The organism is Halorubrum sp. DM2, from assembly GCF_901686465.1.
Lineage (GTDB): Archaea > Halobacteriota > Halobacteria > Halobacteriales > Haloferacaceae > Halorubrum.
The window spans coordinates 3,296,952-3,314,156 of record NZ_LR594487.1 but is presented as its reverse complement, the minus strand read 5'-3'; the positions used below and the strand labels follow the sequence as shown (position 1 = coordinate 3,314,156).

Annotated in this window: 15 protein-coding genes; 2 read left to right on the top strand and 13 right to left on the bottom strand. The window is 67.8% G+C overall.

Going from position 1 to position 17,205, the window contains the following annotated elements:
• Positions 1 to 10: 10 nt before the first annotated feature.
• From QOL69_RS16560 to QOL69_RS16500, 13 genes are all read right to left on the bottom strand, one after another.
• Entirely contained in the window at positions 11 to 880 is an 870-nt protein-coding gene (locus tag QOL69_RS16560; protein WP_283404079.1) for an SMP-30/gluconolactonase/LRE family protein, read from the bottom strand.
• A 79-nt stretch (positions 881 to 959) separates the two neighbouring features.
• The gene (locus QOL69_RS16555; protein ID WP_283404078.1) at positions 960 to 1,823 is read right to left on the bottom strand and encodes a phosphatase PAP2 family protein; all 864 of its coding nucleotides are present in this window, start codon (positions 1,821 to 1,823) and stop codon (positions 960 to 962) included.
• Positions 1,824 to 1,956: 133 nt separating this feature from the next.
• Positions 1,957 to 4,374 carry a DUF5059 domain-containing protein gene (locus QOL69_RS16550; RefSeq protein ID WP_283404077.1) on the bottom strand — a complete coding sequence of 806 codons (2,418 nt, stop codon included), beginning with the start codon at positions 4,372 to 4,374 and terminating at the stop codon, positions 1,957 to 1,959.
• Positions 4,375 to 4,623: 249 nt separating this feature from the next.
• Entirely contained in the window at positions 4,624 to 5,655 is a 1,032-nt protein-coding gene (locus QOL69_RS16545; RefSeq protein WP_048076626.1) for a tyrosine-type recombinase/integrase, read from the bottom strand.
• Positions 5,648 to 6,028: a DUF5805 domain-containing protein gene (locus QOL69_RS16540; RefSeq protein ID WP_283404076.1), complete on the bottom strand. Its 381-nt coding sequence runs from the start codon at positions 6,026 to 6,028 to the stop codon at positions 5,648 to 5,650. The genes QOL69_RS16545 and QOL69_RS16540 overlap by 8 nt, the downstream gene beginning before the upstream one ends.
• Before the next feature lie 433 nt (positions 6,029 to 6,461).
• Complete coding sequence (locus QOL69_RS16535; RefSeq protein ID WP_283404075.1) at positions 6,462 to 7,367, bottom strand: phosphoribosyltransferase HisG-related protein; 906 nt, start codon at positions 7,365 to 7,367, stop codon at positions 6,462 to 6,464.
• Positions 7,368 to 7,483: 116 nt separating this feature from the next.
• Complete coding sequence (locus QOL69_RS16530) at positions 7,484 to 9,367, bottom strand: alanine-zipper protein (RefSeq protein WP_283404074.1); 1,884 nt, start codon at positions 9,365 to 9,367, stop codon at positions 7,484 to 7,486.
• 94 nt (positions 9,368 to 9,461) lie between these two features.
• Positions 9,462 to 10,295, bottom strand: a complete 834-nt coding sequence (locus tag QOL69_RS16525) for an MBL fold metallo-hydrolase (protein WP_048076629.1) — start codon at positions 10,293 to 10,295, stop codon at positions 9,462 to 9,464.
• A gap of 240 nt (positions 10,296 to 10,535) precedes the next feature.
• Positions 10,536 to 11,894, bottom strand: coding sequence for a glutamate-5-semialdehyde dehydrogenase (locus tag QOL69_RS16520; RefSeq protein WP_283404073.1), 1,359 nt, complete (start codon positions 11,892 to 11,894; stop codon positions 10,536 to 10,538).
• On the bottom strand, positions 11,887 to 12,789 hold the full coding sequence (gene proB / locus QOL69_RS16515) for a glutamate 5-kinase (RefSeq protein WP_283404072.1): 903 nt from the start codon (positions 12,787 to 12,789) through the stop codon (positions 11,887 to 11,889). The genes QOL69_RS16520 and proB overlap by 8 nt, the downstream gene beginning before the upstream one ends.
• The gene (proC, locus tag QOL69_RS16510; RefSeq protein WP_283404071.1) at positions 12,779 to 13,555 is read right to left on the bottom strand and encodes a pyrroline-5-carboxylate reductase; all 777 of its coding nucleotides are present in this window, start codon (positions 13,553 to 13,555) and stop codon (positions 12,779 to 12,781) included. Before proC ends, proB begins: the two co-directional genes overlap by 11 nt.
• An 88-nt stretch (positions 13,556 to 13,643) precedes the next feature.
• On the bottom strand, positions 13,644 to 14,696 hold the full coding sequence (locus QOL69_RS16505; protein ID WP_283404070.1) for a glycosyltransferase family 4 protein: 1,053 nt from the start codon (positions 14,694 to 14,696) through the stop codon (positions 13,644 to 13,646).
• Between the two features lie 37 nt (positions 14,697 to 14,733).
• Positions 14,734 to 15,597 carry a hypothetical protein gene (locus tag QOL69_RS16500; protein ID WP_283404069.1) on the bottom strand — a complete coding sequence of 288 codons (864 nt, stop codon included), beginning with the start codon at positions 15,595 to 15,597 and terminating at the stop codon, positions 14,734 to 14,736.
• Between the two features lie 138 nt (positions 15,598 to 15,735).
• On the opposite strand from QOL69_RS16500, the gene QOL69_RS16495 reads away from it, so the two are divergent.
• A complete protein-coding gene (locus QOL69_RS16495; protein WP_283404068.1) occupies positions 15,736 to 16,749 on the top strand; it encodes a lysylphosphatidylglycerol synthase transmembrane domain-containing protein in 1,014 nt (337 codons plus the stop codon).
• Positions 16,750 to 16,939: 190 nt separating this feature from the next.
• On the top strand, positions 16,940 to 17,107 hold the full coding sequence (locus QOL69_RS16490) for a DUF1059 domain-containing protein (RefSeq protein WP_283404067.1): 168 nt from the start codon (positions 16,940 to 16,942) through the stop codon (positions 17,105 to 17,107).
• Positions 17,108 to 17,205 lie beyond the last annotated feature (98 nt).

Sequence of the window (17,205 nt, the reverse complement as noted above, 5' to 3'; positions counted from 1 at the left end):
ACGCTCGTAGCTACGCCACCGCAATTCGGGACCGAAACTCGGCCCGTCCGCTCGCAGGTAGGCCGGTCGCTCGGAACAGCGCGCCCGCGCCGTCGCCCTCGCGCTCCCTGTCGCCGCCGGCGAGCGCGGTCGTGAGGTACAGCGCGTCACACGACGGACCCGCGAACGTCACGGACGCGACCTTCCGCGCCGGGAGTCCGATCGCCGCCACCGCCCTTCCACTCGGGTCGTAGCGAACGGCTCGCCCGCCGTCCCACCGAGCCGACCAGAGGTGGTCCTCGGCGTCGACGGTCAGACCGTCGGGAACACCGTCTCCGGGCGGTGTCTCGACGAATTCGCGGCGGTTCGCTATCTCGCCGGTGACGTAGTCGTAGTCGAACGCGTCGATCCGTCGCGCCTCCGACTCGGTGAGGTAAAACGTCGTGCCGTCGCCGGAAAAGCCCATCCCGTTCGGGATGTCCAGTCCCTCGACGACGACGCGCGCCGAGCCGTCCGTGTCGATCCGGTAGAGGTCGCCGAGTGTGCCCTCGGTCGGCATCGTCCCGGCGAACACCCGCCCCTCGGGGTCCGCGATCACGTCGTTGAACCGGCCCGCCGCGTCGACCGTGAGGACGGTCTCTGTGTCGGATTCCCCCGGAACGAAGCGTTCGACCGCTCCGTGGGTGAACAGAAGCAGCGCCCCGTCGGACTCGATCGTATACCCCCCGATGGGGGCACCGCCTGTCTCGTACGCGACCGCGTTCTCGCCCGTCTCGGGGTCGTACCGGTACAGCACGCCCGCCGGGATGTCGACCCAGTAGAGTCGGCGTTCCGCGGGGTGCCACAGCGGCCCCTCGCCGGTGTGTGCCCGCGCGTCCGCGACGCGTTCGGTTCGAGCCATACGGGGTAATCCCGAACGTCGCCACTTGAGTGTGTCCGCTGACTCGACGGGTCTCGTTCGCGGGATCAGTTTTGCCCCGTCAGTCGTCGCCAGGCCGTCTCGCGGGTTCACCGCGTTCGCCGCCGGGATGAGCCGCAGTCGATCCGGACTCGGCGCGGTCGACGATCCGGACCGCGGCGGACACCGACCCGACGCCGAGCGCGACGCCGACCACGACGTCGGTCAGCCAGTGGATCCCCAGATACATCGTGGAGAACACCACGGCGGTCGCGACCGCGGCGGCGACGGGCGTCCACCGCGGGTGGGTCCGCCGCGATCGCCACGCGACGGCGAGGACGGCCACCGACAGCGAGGTGTGAAGCGACGGGAACACGTTCGTGTTCGACGCGACCGCCGCGGTGAGGTCCTGCGTCTGCGGGTAGACTTGGTACATCAGCCCGGAGACCGCCTCCAGGTAGTTCCGCGGCCCGTACGAGATGAACAGCGTGTAACAGACGGTGCCGACCGCGTAGTTCAGCATGTACGCGACCAGCAGCTCCTTCAGGTACCGCCGTCCGCCGGTCTCGGAGAGGAAGTACGTCACCGGGGCGGCGACGAGGAGGAACGCGAACCCGACCATGTAGCTCACTGTGAAGAACTCCAGCGTCGCGTCCGGAGTCAGGCGCTGAAGGCTCGCCACGAATCCGCCTTCCAGCGCGTACAGCTCGTCGGTGATGTTCCAGTCGAGCGCGCGCGACAGCCGGAGCCGATACCCCTGCGTGACCTGTTTGGCCGCGAGCAGCGCGAGCGCCGCTCCGAGGTAGGGAGCGATCTCCCGGACGCGGTCGTCGGCGTCGGTCATCGCCCGTGTCATCTGTCGAGGCCCGATACAGAGGAGGGCCGTGACCGCCGTCCCAACGACGACAAAGAGGCCGGTGGCGGCGGTCACTTCGAGGAGCGCCATCGTCGTTTTCACACTGTCGTCGCGACATATGAGTGACACGGTGTTGCGCGAGGGCCCTCGGCCTCGACTCCGCGATATCGAGGTCGAGGTCGACGGGTCCCTCGCCGGTCCCCTCACGGGGCGCGACCCCCGCTCACTCGACGACGACTTCGCCGACCATCCCGGCCGCCTCGTGCGGGATACACACGTACTCGTGGGTCCCCGCGGTCTCGAAGGTGTGAACGTACGACTGGCCCGACTGGACTGCGCCCTCCCCGTTATCCCAGCCGGTCCTCGCCTCCTCCTCCGAATCGAAGCCGCCGGACGCCCAGTACGACGCTTCCTCCGGGATCGATTCCTGATAGGCTGTCACCGAGTGCGGCTCGCCGGCGGCGTGTCGCCACGCCACGGTGTCCCCCTGCGAGACCGTGAGCTCCGTCGGTGCGTACGCGACGGCTTCCATGTCGACGACGTGGTCGGCGTCGTCCGGAACCACGTCGACGACGTTTGGCCCGCCGCTGAGGTCCGAGTTACCTCCCGAATCGCCCGATTCGGACCCGCCACCGCCAGCCCCGGCGAGGTCGAGGTCGAGCGGGAGGTCCTCAACGGCGTCGACCAGCGCGAACTGCGCGTACTGCGCGGCGTCGGCGAACGACGCGGCGGCCTCGCCGATGTCGCCGTCCTCCCGCAGCGCGGTCGCGTAGGCGTCGAGGCGCTCCTCGAACGTGTGGTACGCGTTGCGGTCCGCGTCTTCGAGCAGTTCGTGAACGCGGGCCTCCTCGAAGTGCGCGAACGCGTCACCCACGGTCGCCGCGGCGGCGTCCGCGTGCGACCCGCCGCCGTTCTCGACGACGGCGTACACCGACGAGAGCGCCGCGTCCCCGAACCGCTTTGCGGCTTCCGACACGTCCCCACCGTCGTTCGCGGCCGTCGAGATGTCCCCGAGTCGATCCTCGAAGGACTCGTAGAGCGCCTCGTCGGCCGCTTCGAGGGCTTCGTGGTACCCTCCGGCACCGGCCTCGAAGTGTTCGAAGGCGGTCTGCGCGATCGCCGCTGCCCGGTCCGGGTCGCCGAGGGCGTCGAGGACTGCGGCGTCGAATCCCCGAGCCGCCATGTACGTCCCCTCGGCACCGCTCACGGTCGCCCTCGTCCCGGCCGCCGTCTCGAACTCGAGGAGCGTCGACTGGACGCCGTCGTGGTGAGTCGCGACCGCCGCGTCGTCGGCGTTCTCGAAGGCGTCGATCAGCCCCGCGAGGTGTTCCTCCTCGAACCGCGCATAGAGCTCCTCGTCGGTCGATTCGACGGTCTCGTGGAAGTCGAGTTCGTTCTCCTCGAAGCGACCGAACAGCCCCTCTGCGATCGAGGCGGCCTCGTCGTTCCGTCCGCGCCGATATCGCTCACGCGCGTCGTCGAAACGCGCCCGGAAGAACGCCGCCTCAAGAAGCGGCGCGTTCGCGCCGGCGAGCGCCTCGATTCCGGCCACGAGGTTCGAATCTACCGCCGCCAGCGCCTCGTCGATCCCCGACGAGTTCCCGGCCTCGATCGCGGACCGGAGATCCGAGAGGCCGCTCTCGAACCCCTCGTACGCCTCATGGTCCGCCGCTTCGAGCGCCTCGTGCGCGCGTGCCCCCTCGAAGTGCGCGAAGACGTCGCTCACGACCGCCGCCGCCCGGTCCGTCTCGCCGCGAGCGGCGAGCCAGCGGGCGTCGTACACGCGGTCCCTGTAGACCGTCAGGCCCGCGGCGTGCGCGAACGCGGACGAGGGACCACCGAGCGACGCGAGCGCGGCCGCGTCCCACCCCTGCGCCTGAAGCGCCGCCACGTGTCCCGCACCGGCGGCGTTCTCGTCGGCAGCGATCGCGTAGCTCCCGCCGATCGCCGCCCGAAACGCCTCGGTGGACGCCGTTCGGACGGCGTCGGCGTCCTCCGACTCTGCCGCCGAGACGGCCGATTCGACCCCGGCCTCGAACGCCTCGTACGACTCGGCGTCCGCGGATTCGAGGACATCGTGGACCGTCGCCTCCTCAAACCGGGTCAGCGCGTTCTCGGCCGCCGAGCGCGCCGCTCCGAAGTTCCCGGAGGCAGCGAGGAACGCGGCGTTCCGAACCGTTCCTCCGAGGTTCTGTAGTTCCAAGGCCTGCGCGGTTGTCTCCCCCGCGACCGCTTCCTGTGCCTCCGCCAGCTGTGCGTCGGCGATGTTCGCTTCCTCGCGGGCGCGTTCGATATTGCCCGCCCCGAGCCCGGCCGTTCGGAGTTCGCCGAGCGCCTCCTCGAATTCCGCGTAGTTCGACTCGCTCGTCGCTTCGAGCATCTCATGAGCGCCGTACTCCCCCGATGCCTCCTCGAACCGGGCGAACACGTCCTCCGCGACGGCGGCCCCGTCGCTCGTCTCGTCGGCGACGCCGAGTGCGAGCCCGTCCCACAGCCGAGCGCGCATCGCGTTCCACTCCGCGGCGACCGCCGTGTGTACCGGCTCACCTTCCGACTCGGACGACCCGGGTGCGTCTCTACTACTCTCTCCGTCACGGGAGCTACAGCCGGCCGTTCCGGCTGTGATCGCCGCCGCGCTCATCAGGAGTGTACGTCTCGTAGGCGACATCGTTGTTTAGGCTACCCTAAAGCAAAATAAGTCCGTCGTTTTTTCGGCTACCCTAAAAAAGCACAGTGACAGTGAACCGATGGGGCCGCGTGTCCTCTGCCTCACCGCTTATCGCGCCGCTGCCGGATGAGTCTTCAATATAGCGATATACAATTTACTCGTTCGTTCTCAAATCAAATTGATCGTCGAACGAGCGACAGAAATGGATCCGCTTTGACCGAACTACACCAGCAGTCGGTACACGTTCGCCTCGTATGTCTCGCGCACCTGATCGCCCCAGTTGTGGGTATACGTGTCGATCACGTCGTCCGCGACGTCGCCGCGGAGGTACTTCACCACGCCGCGGTCGCCGGTCCGGTCCCGGAGGTGGGTGGTGAAGAAGTGCCGGAAGTAGTGGGGCGTGACGTTCTCGTCGGCTCCGCCGCCGGTTCGGTACCACCCCTCCTCCCGAGCGTATCGCTCGACCACATGCCTGACCGCCTGCGGCTCCAACCGCTCGCCCCACCCCTCCGTGGTGCCGACGAACAGCGGTTCGGCGGGCGACGGGGAGTCCGGCCGGATCGCGAGCCAGCGCTTCAGCGTCCGACGCAACTCGTCGTCGATCGGGATCACCGTCCCGCGCTTGCGCTTGTTCGCGGCCGAACGGATTTCGCCGTTCAGCTCCTCGCCGACGGCCGCCTCCGAGGTCACGAACAGCGAGTCGGGGCGACCGGACAGCGCTGGACGCCCGCCGAGCGAGTACGCCGCGTTGAGCTCCGAATCCGTGATCGCCACGTCCCGTAAATCGAGGTTACACAGCTCTCCGACCCGCATCCCGGTCTTCAGGAGCGTGACGAACAGCGCGCGGTGGAGCGGATGGCGGACGCCCGCGACGAACGACCGCATCGCCGGAATCGAGACGTCCCGGCGGGCGGGGTCTTTGTCCACGGTCTCGTCCATCTCCTCTATCACCAGCGTCATAGGGTTCCCGTCGAACGCCCCGACCTCCGTCATGTACCCGTAAAACCGGTTGAGGTACGCCGCGTACGTAGCGACGGTGCTGTCGGCGACGTCGCCCCGGAGCGAGTGGACGAACGACATACAATCGCGGTGCGTCGCCGATCCCGGATCTACGTCGTCGAGGAAGGACTCGAACCGCCGCAGGACGCGTTCGTACGCCTCTCGGGTCCGGTCGGTCTTCCCGTGGTACGTGAGGTCTTCGAGGAAGTACCCGATCGGGTCGTCGGGCTCGGGTGCGGAGCGCGTACTACTCATCGGTCAACACGTACCCCCCGTCCCGGCCGCTGTACCGGACGCGGTTCTGCGCTTGGAGGTCGTCGAGCGTCGCCTCCAACTCGTCTTCCACGTCGCCGATGACCGCCTCGACGAGTTCGTCCCACGATCGGGGGCCGGATTCGAGAACCGCGTGGACGCGCGTTTCGAGGTCGCGACCCCCGGGGTCCGACGGGTCGGAAGCGGGTTCCTCGTCTCCGGACGATTCGGTCGGCGCGAACCCCTTTCGACCGGCCTGAACCATCGTTCTGACGAACTCGCTCAGCGACATGTCGAGCTCGTCGGCGTGGTTGCGCCACACGTCTTTTTGCTCCGCCGGCACGTACGTCTTCACCGACTGTCGATCCCCTCCCATCGTTCTCGGCCGGGGATTCTCGCGTCGCTCACTTCAATCTATCCCAGATTTCCAGATAAATTCACTTATCTTCGCGTGTAGTCCCCTATTTGAACCGCAGATGAACAGTTATCTCTAAATCTGGACTGCTTAGAAGGTGGTGAGAGTACTAGAATCACGGATAAACTGTAGCAGGCGTGGGTTGGGCAGAGACGGATTCGATGACGGTTCGGTTCGGAACGATCCGACCGATCAACGCAGTCGACGTCGAGGGGAAAACGATCCGAGCGAACAACGCCACTTGACACTCGGGAGTACTCGATCAGATCTCCGCCTCGCGAAAGCGAAGCGATGTGCTTGCGCGGAGAGAATACGACCTGTGGGAGTGCGGCGACGCGTCGAGCCCGTCTCAGCGCGTACGGGTATAGTTCATGCCGCTATATCTACTCCTGACTCAGACGCGGATCTCCGAGTCGGCCGCCTCGCGTTCGAGCGCCCGGAGGACGCGGGACACCGACTCGTCCGCCTCGGCCGCGTTGCGCATGAGAACCGTTTCGCTCGGGAAGAGGTGTTCGCCGACGGAGAGCCCGTGTTCGCGGGCCGTCGAGCCGGTGACGGTGAGGTAGACGCCGAGCCCGACGCGGGCGATGGCGGCCTCCTCTTCCTCGTCCGCGTCGGGATAGACGAACTCGACGCCGTCGAGCGCGTCGGTTCCCAACACGGCGGTGACGAGCCGCTCGTACCGCGGTGAGATACACAGGGGGCCTTCATAGTCGGTGAGGTACTCGCGGTCGAACGCCGCTCCCGCCGATCGGTCGTCCTCGCGGCCCATCAGCGTGTGATACACCGTGTCTCCGAGTCCGGCCACGACCCGAACGTCGGTGTCGACCGGATCGATCCGGTCGTTGATGTCGGAGATGTTCCCCAGACCGGCCGCTCTGATCCCGACGACCTCCTCCAAGACGAGGTCCGCGGAGTCGAACCCCAACGCGAACTCGTGTGTCCGCAGCGCGCGGAACGGCTCCTCGCGACCGACGAGCTTGACCGTCACGTCGCCCAGATCGACGGTAGCGGCGTCGAAGACGATCCGACGGGGCTTCCCGCCCCGGTCGTCGCGCAGCAGCGTGAACTCCGGCTCCGCCGGGATCTCGGGGTCCGAGTACTCGGCCAGCCGCTCGTACGGCCCTCCGTCGGCGTCGACCGCACCCTTGGTGACGGCCTTCTCGTACCGGAGGGTGTTGCTCACGCTGTCCGCGAGCCGGTCGAGGTGATCGTCGTCCGAGACGGCCGCGATCCGCTCTAAGACCGCTTCAAGCGGGCGTCCCTTTCGGGGGACGGCGACCGGAATCGGATCAGTCATTGACCGATCTGCGGCCGCGTGCGTAAAACGGGTTGCGTTTTCCGACTCGCTGGGTGGAGCGCGGACGAAAGACGGTAAAACGCTCGACTCGTCGCGTCTCGCCGTCGGTTTCCGGGTTACGGGCCGAACGCTTCGTTGAGTCGGGTGCGGAACTCGTCGAGCTCGTCGAGGTGCTCGTTGATCTCGTCTAACTCGGCGGCCACGTCGTCGAGGTCCTCGCCGATCCGGTCCTCGACGTCGGTGAGCCGCGTGTCGACCTCCGCGAGGTCGTTCCACAGGTCGTCGAACTCCTCGTCGAACCGGCCGAGGTCGGACTCGACGTCGTCGACGCGGTCCTCGGTGGTGTCCGCGCGTTCTGCGGCGTCTTCGGCCGCTTCCTCGGCGTTCTCGGCGCGCTCTGCGGCCTTGTCGACCTCCTCGTACAGCGTCTCCACGTCGTCGCCCAGGTCATCGACCGACTCCGCGACGGCCTCGGCCTCGCCCTCGACCCGGTCGACGTCCGCGCCGAGGTCGTCGACGTCGGTCTCGACCGTCGAGACGGCCTCTCGGACCGATTCGACCGCCTCGTCGACGGACCCGACCTGTTCTTCGACCGCCCGGACGTCGTCCTCCACGTCCCGAACGTCCTCCTCGACGCCCTGAACGTCGCCTTCGACCGTCTCGACATCGCTCTCGACGCCGTCCACTCGCTCCTCGACGGCGTCGACGGCATCCGATGCGGAGGTAACCGCGGAGTCGACGCGGGCGACGTCCGACTCGATCGCCTCGCGCTCGTCGTCAGCGTCGTCGAGGCGGACGTCGAGCGCGGAGACTTCGGATTCGACGGCGTCGACTCGTTCGTCGATCCCGTCGAGAATCTCCCGGGCCGTGCCTTCGCCGTCGATGAACTCCGCGAGCGCGTCGGCGTACGCCTCGATGTCGGCGACGCTCGACTGGAGGCGAGCGATCCGCACGTCGACGCTGCGCGGCACGGACGCGTCGAACGCCTCCTCGATGGTCTCGATGTCCTCCTCGTCGGCCGCGCCGGTCCGTATCTCGGCCGCCAGCGCCGCCGCGAAGCCGCCTTCGCCGGGGAGCGTCGCGGCCGCGTCGTCGCCTTCCGCCGACTGCTCTTCGTCGGCCGGTTCGTGGGCCTCCTCGGCGACCGGTTCCTCCGCTTTGTCGTCTATCGCTTCGTCGACTTCCTCAGCGACCTCCTCGTCCGCCTCTTCTGCGACCGCTTCGTCTGCCTCTTCTGCGACCGCTTCGTCCGCCTCGTCGGCGGCGTCCGCGTCGGATTCGGTCTCCGTCTCGTCTTCGTCCGCAGATCCGAGCGGTGCGCCCTCGTGCGGGGTGACGGCGGCCGTCCCGTCCTCGGCGACCGACCGGGGTTCGGGAGTGCCAGCTTCCGCGTCGACGGATTCCTCGGCGTCGACTCCGGGCTCTCCGGCGTCGGCGTCCGCTTCCGCCTCGTCATCGGCGGGCTCAGCGTCGGCATCCGGTTCGTCGGCCGCAGACGGCTCAGCGGCCTCCGCTGCGGGGTCTTCCGGCAGCAGGTCCTCGTCTTCCGCCATGCCGGGGAGCGTCGCGCGGTCGCCCGAGAGCACCTCTCTGACCGCGTCCGTGTCGCCAGCGCCGAGGACGTCTTCGATCTCCTCGCCGACGGGCACGTGTTCGATGACCGGCGTCCCGAGGAAGCCGTCGAGGTCGGGGTCCTCGTCGCGGATCCCGAACACCGTTTCGACGGTCTCGTCGGGGTCTATCACCCGCTCGAACTCTACCCGGTGGTCTTTGTACGCCGTCCAGTTCTCGCTTTCGTACTCCGGGTGGAACCCCACTCGGTCCATCGGAAACGACTCCGGGATCCGGTCGACGATACGCACCCGTACGGGGTCCTCGCGGTGTGAAGAGAGGGTGTACCTAACCGCGGGCACGGGGAACGCGTCGTCCGTGAAGGATTTCTCGACGCGGATACCGTCCTCGTCGACGGTCGTGGCCGCCTCCGCCGTCCGTTCGCTCATACCCGCACGGTCCCGGAGCAGGGGCTTAAATTCCACGGGCCGCGTTTCGTGGTTGATAACCAAAACGCCGCGAAAACGGCCGCTCGACTCCCGTTTACAGATCGATTCGGTCGCCGATCTCGACTATCTCCAGCCGGTTCGGCGACTCGTAGCTCCTGACGTGGTCGTGGAGCGCGGTCGGGTCGGCGGTCAGCCCCTTCCACATGTCCCAGTGTGTCGGCACCAACCGGTCGAGTCCGAGGTCGTTCGCGGCCGTCGCGATCTCGTTCTCGTCGCTGTACCACTTCGTGGGGACCGGTTCGCCGGTCTCTTTGTCCGGAATCGTGCCCTCGGAGCCGAACGCGAGGATGCCGAGGTCGATATCGAACCGCTCCGCGAGCCCGGTAAAGGAGTCGGACGGCTTGCTGTCGCCCGCGTGGAACACCGTTCCGGACTCGTGTTCGATCACATAGCCGACCGGATGCGTGGCGTCCGCGTCGTACGTTTCGACGACGTGAACCGTGAACTCGCCGATCCGCAGCTCGTCGCCCTCCCGAACCTCGGTAAAGGCGGCCTCGCTCACCGCGTACTCGTCTGTCCACCGCTCTTCCTCGCGTGCGACCGCGAGCGAGTCGTCGGGCGCGACGAGGTCGGCGTCCGTGTTCGCGAGGATCGGGGCCTGCGAGGGCCCGTGGACGTGGTCCGTGTGTTCGTGCGTGGCCAACACCGCGTCAGCGATGTCGACATCCGCGGGATCGAAGGGAATCGGGATCATCCGTACCGTCCGCGGCGGGTCACCGGTCCCGACGTACGGGTCGATCCAGAGGACGGTCCCCTCGCTCCCCTTGATCGCGAAGCCGTTACAGCCCAAGTACCACAGCGCCACCGTGTCGGGGTCGGCGTCGGCCACCGCGCGCGGCAGCCAGTCGCCCCAGTCGGAGTCGACCATGGGCGTCGCTGCGGGACCGGCGTGGGTAATTATTCCGGAGTTCGGCGGATCGGGATTATTTTTGTCGGCCGCCGTACGACGCATTTCTGTCGCGACCGCAACGAGTAAACTGTATATCGCTATATTGAATCTGGGCTACGTCGCCCAGCCGAGTCAGCGTACGATTCCGCCGAAAACGAGACTGAGACGGCGTCTGCTCGGACGACAAGATACGACGAAAATTCGGGACGCGAACCGCGACTACCGCGTCGACAGCCGACCGGGCGTCCAGTCGACGCCGTCGAGTTCGCGGTGGGTGAACGGGAGCGCGTCCCCGCCGCTGTAGCTCGCGACGAGGTGGCCGTCGCCTTCGAGGTAGTACTTGTAGGTGGTGAGCCCTTCCAGCCCCACCGGGCCGCGGGCGTGGATCTTCCCGGTGGAGATTCCGACCTCCGCGCCGAGCCCGTACCGGTAGCCGTCCGCGAAGCGCGTCGACGCGTTGTGGAAGACGCTCGCGGCATCGACGCCCGTCATGAACCGCTCGGCCGTCGCCGGGTCCTCGGTGAGGATCGATTCGGTGTGTTTCGAGCCGTGGTCGTTGACGTGTTCGATCGCGGCGAGCGCGTCGTCGATCACCCTGATCGACAGTTCGAGGTCACCGTACTCCGTGTCCCAGTCGTCGGCGGTCGCGGGGCCGACGTCGACGACCTCGCGGGTCCGCTCGTCGCCCCGCAGCTCGACGCCGGCCGCCTCGTAGCGCTCGACGAGGTCGGGGAGGAACTCGGCCGCGACCGACTCGTGGACGAGCAGCGTCTCGACCGCGTTACACACCGCGGGGTACTGGACCTTCGCGTCGAAGGCGACGTCCTCGGCGGTCTCCAGGTCGGCGTCCGCGTCGACGTACACGTGACATATCCCCTCGGTGTGGCCTAACACCGGGATCTGGGTGTTCTCTTGGATGTAGGAGACGAACTCCGAGGAGCCGCGGGGCATGACTAGGTCGACCCGGTCGTCGAGTTCGAGCAGGCGGTCGACCTCCTCGTGGGCCTCGACGTGCGCCGCCCAGCCGTCGGGCAGGTCCGGCGTCGCCTCGACGACCGTCTCGTACAGGATCCGGTTCGACTCGCTCGCCTCGCTGCCGCCCTTGAGCACGACGGCGTTGCCGGACTTTAACGCGAGCGCCGCGATCTGGACCAAGGCGTCGGGCCGCGACTCGAACACCGTCGCGACGACGCCGATCGGCACCGCGACCCGGTACAGCTCCAAGTCTTCGTCGAGCTTGCGGGCCGCGAGCGTCTCGCCGAGCGGGTCGTCCTGTTCGGCGACCGACTCGACCATCGACGCGATCGACTCGACCTTCGTCTCGTCGAGCTTCAAGCGGTCGACGAGGGCCTGCGTGTACTCGCCGTCGGCGAGCATCGCCTCCGCCTCCTCGACGTCCTCGGCGTTGGCGTCGAGGATGTCGGTTTCGCGCTCGCGGATCGCGTCGGCGATAGACCGGAGCGCCTCGTCCCGGGTCGACTCGTCGGCGTTCGCGAGCCGGAGCGCGGCGCGTTCCGCTCGGCGGGCCAGTTCGTCGGTGTCGGCTTCGAGGTCGGTCTCCCCGTCTGTCTCACTCATCGTCGTCACCAGTCTTGGGGACGAATAGCGTGCCCGTCGGCTTACCCGCTGCGATCCGCGCCAGCACGTCGCGCTCGGCGGAGCCGGTGATGATCGCGGGGATCCCGTGGCGGCTCACGTCGTGTGCGCCCTCGACCTTCGTGCGGATTCCGCCGAAGTCGGTCTCGGTGCCGCCACCGACGATCTCTCGGAGCCGGTCGTAGCCGTCGTCGACCGCCTCGATCAGCTCCGCGTTCGGGTCCCGCTTCGGGTTCCCGGTGTAGACCCCGTCGACATCGGTGAGCGTCACGAGCAGGTCGGCGTCGAGTCCCAGCGCGACCGACGCCGACAGCATGTCGTTGTCGCCGATCCGCAGCTCGTCGGTCGCCACCGCGTCGTTCTCGTTGACGACCGGCACGACCCCCCACGACAGCAGCGTCTCGACGGTGTTCGTGAAGTTGTCGAACCGGTCGGGCGCGTCGAGGTCGGTCCCGGTGACCAGTATCTGAGCGACGTCCTGGTCGAACCGCTCGAAGCTCTGCGTGTAGTGGCGCATCAGGAGCCCCTGTCCGACCGTCGAGAGGGCCTGATTCTCGACGATCGAGTCGACGTCGTCACGCGACTCCGGGCCGGCGTCGAGCCGTCCCGTCCCGGCCCCGACCGCGCCCGACGAGACCAACACGACCTCGGTTCCGCGCTCGCGGAGGTCCATCACGTCGGCGACGAGCTTGTCGAGTTTCACGCGGTCGAGCCGCGACTCGTCGTCGGTCAGCGAGTTTGTCCCGGCCTTGACGATCACGCGGTCGGCCGCGGCCGCCAGGTCCCGGGCGGCGGCGACGCGCTCGGCGTCGGCGGCCGCCACGGTCGCTCCGTCCGTCTCGTCCGCCGGATCGACACCCGCGTCCTCAGGCGTCATCGAACGCCTCCGCGAGCTCGCGGGACCGGCGTTCGGCCGCCGCGACGGCGTCCTCGACGGCCGCGTCCGCCTCGCTGTCCCACAGCACCTCCATCCCCTCTATCGTCGTCCCGTTCGGCGAGCAGACCGCGTCGATCAGCTCGTCGACGCTGCGGTCGTCGCGGAGCACGGTCTCGGCGGCCCCCTTGAACGTCTGGGCGGCCAGCGTCTCGGCTTGCTCGGGGTCGAGTCCGCCGTCGATTCCGGCCTGCTTCACCGCGTCGATCAGGAAGAAGGCGAACGCGGGACCGCTGCCGTTGACGGCGGTCGAGACGTCCATCAGCGACTCGTCGACCTCGACGAACTCGCCGACCGCGTCGAGCATGGCGCGCACCTCGTCGGTGAGGCCCTCGTTCGTCGCCGCCGCGGCCATGTTCCCCGTTTCCGCCGCGAGGTTGGGCATGATCCGGACGACGGACGCGTCGGTCCGCTGGGCGACGAACCTGCGGGGGAGGCCGGCGGCCAGCGTGACGAGCTGCTGGTCCTCGCGGAGGTCGAGGTCGTCGAGCACCGCCGGCGCGATATCCGGCTTCACCGCGAGGACGACGATGTCGGCGTCGCGCGCGGCCGCCGAGTCGTCGGTCGTCTCGTCGACGACGTCTTCGATCGCGGCGAGCGCCTCGGGGTCGAGGTCGATCGCCGTGAGATGGTACCCCCCTGCGCGGGCGAGCCCCTTGAGCAGGGCACTCCCCATGTTCCCGCAGCCGATAACGCTCACTCGAGTCATTTGCCTCTACGGAGTCGGTCGGCGGACATACCAACTGCGGTTTTCGCAAGTTTCCGGGTTCCGACGTTTCGGCCCGTCTCGACGCGTGCTACGCCAGATCCGCGTACAGCGACTGATACCGCTCGGCGATCGCCGAAAGCGAGAACGACTCGCTGCGTTCGGCGGCGTTCGCGCCGAGTTCGGCCCGTCGGTCTGCGTCGCGGAGCTCGTCGATGGCCTCGACGAAGCCCTCCACGTCGTCCCCGCGAGCGCGGTCGTCCCGGGCTCCCGTCGCAGCGCCGTCGCGCCCGCTACCGTCGTCGCTCGCGCTCCCGCCCACCTTCAGGCACTCTTTGCCGTCTTCCAGCCACGAGAACGTCTCGATGTCGCGGACGACGACCGGCTTTCCGGCCGCCATCGCCTCCAGCAGCGCGATGCCCTCGTTCTCCTCGTGGGTGGGGAAACAGAACACGTCGCCCGCGGCGTACGCGCCACGGATGTCGTCGACGAAGCCGGTGAACGTACAGTTCGACGGGGCCTCGTCGATGAGCCGCGTGGTGTCTCTGCCCTTCAGCGACCGGTCTATCGGGCCGAACCAGACGAAGTCGATGTCGGGCATCCGGTGGGCGGTCTCGACGAATGTCTCCAACCCCTTCCGTTTGATCACGTGGCCGACGAGGAACACCGTCGGCGGGGACAGGTCGTAGCGCTCGCGGTACTCGGCTTCGAGCGACTCGAATCCCGCCAGCTTCTCGGTGTCGACGCCGTTCGATATCACCGTCGTCGGCACGTCCGCGTACTCGCGGATTAGGTCGCGGTTGTACTCGGAGGGGCAGACGAGCAGGTCGGCGAGCCCGTACGCGCGCCGGAGGTACGGCTTGAGCGGCCGCGCGAGCGCGTTGGTGAACCGGAAGCTGTCCCCGAAGTCCTCGGCGGTGACGTGGGTGTGGGCGACGACCGGGACGCCCGCCTTCCGGGCGCGGCGCGCGTGCCAGACCGAGCGCGGCCCCATCACGTTACAGTGGAGGACGTCGGCGTCGAGCGTCGGCTCCGTGGTGTACTCGATCCCCACCCGGTCGAGCATCTTCCGCTGGTGGTCGACGGAGGCGGCGATGCCGCCGGTGACGTGTTCTTCGAACTCGAAGTAGTGGCTGACCTTCATCGGTGGGGGCGGGTGCGAGCGCGCGAACCGACCGCGCTCACTCGACTTCGAGCCACGGGACCTCCATCAGCGCGGGGATGTACGTCTCGATGTGGTGTTCCCAGACGCCCTCCTCGCCGAACGCCTCGCCGTGGTCGGCGGTGACGACCACGTCGCCGTCGAGCTCGTCGACGAGCTCGGCGACGCTCTCTAAGGCGATCCGGAGGTTCTCCTCGTACATGCTCAAGGCGGTCACGCGGGTGCCGTCCTTCACGAGGTCCTTCGGGTCGAGTTCGAGCCATAGCCCGGCCTTCTGGGCGAACTCGCTGTCGTCCAGTCGGCTCTCGATCTTCGGCCGGACCGAGTCGCTGAGCGAGGAGAGCAGGCCGCCGTCGTCGCCGCCGCCGTTCGCCTCCTCCTCTTCCTGTCGTTTGATCCCCTTCTGGATCTGTTTGAGCTTCTGGCCCTTCCCCCGCGAGAGGTAGGGGGCGTGCGGCTGCATGTAGTGGAGGACGGTGCGCTCGGCGCGCTCGACGGCGTCCTGATTGCGGTGGAACGCGTCGGCGAGCCCCTCCGGCGGGACCGTCCCGAGGTCGTCGTCCCAGTCGGTCTTCCAGACGTCGTGGATGTCGCTGATGTGGTCGGAGGCGGTCCACTCGTAGTCGCAGCTCGCGCCCCATTTGAGCTCGTTCAGCGGGATCCCCAGGTCGTTGATGAAGGGGTTCCCGGAGAAGTACGCGATGTCGTGCTCGCCGGTGAAGTTCCGGTACGCCCACTCCGGCGTCGACGAGCCGATGCTCCGCCGCTTTTCGAGCGTTCCGTCGAGGTACTCGTCGTACACGTCCGCGAACACGTCGTACCGGCACGCGTCGAGTACCAGACAGTAGTCCCACTCCGACTCGAGGAACCGCTGATCGTCCATTGGGTGGTCCGTCGGCCCGCCGGTACGTATGTATTCCCTTTCGGTCTCCGTTCGCGATCGCTGTACGGACCGAACCGACCGCTCGCGGGAGCCGACGCGAAGCAGACGTTTCAAGTTCGCTACCGCGTCACGTCGTCTATGGAAGGCCCACAACGGCGCGCGCTGATCCTCGGGACGGCCGGCGCGGTCGTCCTCCTCGCGCTGCTCTTCGTCGTCGTCGGGGTCGACCGCGTCGTCGACGCGCTCGCGGCGGCGGACCCCGTCCTCGTCGCCGCGACCGCCGCGCTCGGTCTCTGTTGGCTCGCCGCGTGGAGCCTCATGCTGCGCGCCGTGCTGGGCGCGCTCGACGTCGGAATGTCGGTCGGGACCGCGTTCCTCGTGTACAGCGGTGCCGCCTTCGCGAACAACGTCACGCCGTTCGGGCAGGCGGGCGGGGAGCCGGTCGCGGCCGCGCTCATCTCGAAGGTCGGGGAGGCGCGCTACGAGACCGGACTCGTCGGGATCGCGAGCGTCGACGTGCTCAACGTCGTCCCCTCGGTGTCGCTCGTCTTCCTTGGCGTGGGGTCGTACGCGGCCACCACGGCGGTCGGCGACCGGGTCGTCGTCGCCGTCGCGAGCGCCGTCGCGCTGGTCACCGCGATCGTCACGGCGATCGCCGTCGTCTGGCGCTACCGCGTCGCGGTCGTCGACCGCGTCCCCGGCGCGATCGGGCCGCTCCTCGGCCGCTTCGACCGGTTCGACGCCGAGACGATCGAGGCCGGACTCGCCGACCGACTGGGGAACTTCTTCGCCGACATCGAGCGCGTCGCCACCGACCGCCGGCGACTCGTCGGGATCGTCGCGCTCTCGCTCGTCGGCTGGCTGTTTCAGGCGGCCGCGCTCACGGTCGCGTTCGCCGCGGTCGGCCACCCGATCTCGCCGCTGATCCCCGTCTTCGTCGTCCCGCTGTCGTACGTGGCGGGCGCGACGCCGCTCCCCGGCGGCCTCGGCGGCATCGAGGCCGCGCTCGTCGGCCTGCTCGTCCCCACGACCGGCGTGGCCGCCTCGGCGATCACCGCCGCGGTCTTGGTCTTCCGCGGCGCGGTCTACTGGCTGCCGATGGTCATCGGCGGCGCGTCGGCGTCGGCACTGGGCGTCAAAGCGTTCGAGTAGGGCGGCTCTGTTCGGCCTTTCTTTAGCCACCTCCTCGTCTGAAACAGCTAGTCGATGAGACCTGTGAACCTCTCGCCAGTAACCCTGCCAAGCATCGTTGAGATTTGGGAGTTGGCCCGGTAGGGTGTGCGTATATTCCATTAGGGACCGAATAGCAATTATGCGGTAACTTCTGACCTATGATTGGACTATGATGAGACTTGAATGCCCCGTGGACGGGTGTAGCGCGACGATTGAGTCCGAGACTGAACAGGAGGTTATGGCCCAAGCCGAAGAACACGCAAACGATTCACACCCCGAACTCGAACTGGACGACGAAACCGTCGAAAATATCAGATCGAGTATCATAGAGGTCTAAGGTCGGGGATCGTACTGGTCGATATCTCGGTACCAGTATCGAGCGATTCAAGCGGTAAAACCACCAACTGCTGAGAAGTTCAATAAAGCGGGAGAGTT